This window comes from Roseateles sp. AC306, from assembly GCF_979253795.1.
The window spans coordinates 1-1314 of the sequence record NZ_CEEDEB010000040.1 but is presented as its reverse complement, the minus strand read 5'-3'; the positions used below and the strand labels follow the sequence as shown (position 1 = coordinate 1314).

General features: G+C 66.8%; 1 protein-coding gene and 1 pseudogene. Both read right to left on the bottom strand.

The genetic code is table 11. The features are described 5' to 3' along the window. Positions 1-414 (bottom strand): annotated as a pseudogene (locus tag AC0IZJ_RS28325) (hypothetical protein); the annotation flags it as partial. A gap of 102 nt (positions 415-516) precedes the next feature. Further along, positions 517-831 carry a hypothetical protein gene (locus AC0IZJ_RS28320; protein ID WP_471855590.1) on the bottom strand — a complete coding sequence of 105 codons (315 nt, stop codon included), beginning with the start codon at positions 829-831 and terminating at the stop codon, positions 517-519. Positions 832-1314: the final 483 nt, after the last annotated feature.

Below are 1314 nucleotides of genomic sequence, written 5' to 3'. Positions count from 1 at the left end.
GGGCCCGGTGGTGGACAGGCAGAAATACGGCAATCCCACGCACGCCAGCAGGAGCACGAGGATGCTCGCGACGGGCGCCTCTGCGCCCTGCGGCTTGAGCGCGGCACCGGGCAGGATGGACCACGCCAGCACGGCGGCGAGCAGCAGCAGCAGCAGGTGCAGCACGACCTGCCGGCGCAACGCGAGGTGACGCGCCAGCAGGTGGGCATATGCATAACCTCCGAACAGCGTGCACTGGAAGAACAGCATGGCCGTCGTCCAAACCGACGGGCTGCCGCCGAACCAGGGCAGGATCTGCTTGCTCATCAAGGGCTGCACCTGGAACAGCAGGAAGGCGCTCAGCAGCACTGTGAATCCCAGCGGCAGGCCCAGCAGCCAACCGCGCCTCGGGTCGATCAGTCCGGAGTCAGTCATGGCAACCCTGGCGGTGTTCTGTCCTTGCGGCGTGCCGGCGGCGCCGCTCACGGGCCCCATTCGGTCGGTCGATGGACTGCATGGCGTTGGAAGACGCAGCTTTCATGCCATCTCCAGGCAGTTGCCGCGTCTGTGCAACCGTCGCCGCGCCCGCAGCGCCAGCCCGATGGTCACCACGCAGGCCAGCGCGGCGAGCAAGAACGAGACGGCGATCGTCACGTGGTGCATGACCACGCCGGCATAGACCGCCCCGAGGGTATTGTTGGCCGCCCACATCAGCCAGGTCGACAGCGCAATGTCACGCGCACCGTCGGTGCTGCGGGCCACGGCGATGACCTGCGGGAGGTAGAACAGGGCGCGCACGCTGTTGGACAGCGAAAACGCGCCGATCAGCCAGTCATGGTTGAGCTCGAACATCAAAGTCTCCGGCGACTGCGGTTGGCGGGCGGGGTGGGCCCATGCCAGTCGATACGCAGTGCACGCCGCAAACAGGACACGCCAAGCGCTCATCGAGGTGCCGACGTAACGATTACCCGGTTTGTCCAAATGGCAGCCGGGCAGGCGTATCCACCTTCGAGCGTTTGGCCACCGAAGGACGCGTTGGTCTGATGTTCGATCTGCTCGCCGGTGCGACATGCCCTCCAACCGGGCGCAGACGCACGCATAGTCCGCCACAAGTTCGCACGTCCAGCCGCTGGTCGCGTGCAGCCGCAACCTCCGTTGGAGGAATCAAATGTTTCGTCGACTCTTGAGCACGGCGGCGTTGGCCGCCGGGACCGTCTGCGCCGTGTCACCGGCCACCGCGGCGCCGATGTCGCCGGCGGAGTTCCAGGCGCTGCCGAGCCAGCCGGCGGACCATCGCATCGCCTATGGCGACGACGCCAGCCAGTTCGGCGATCT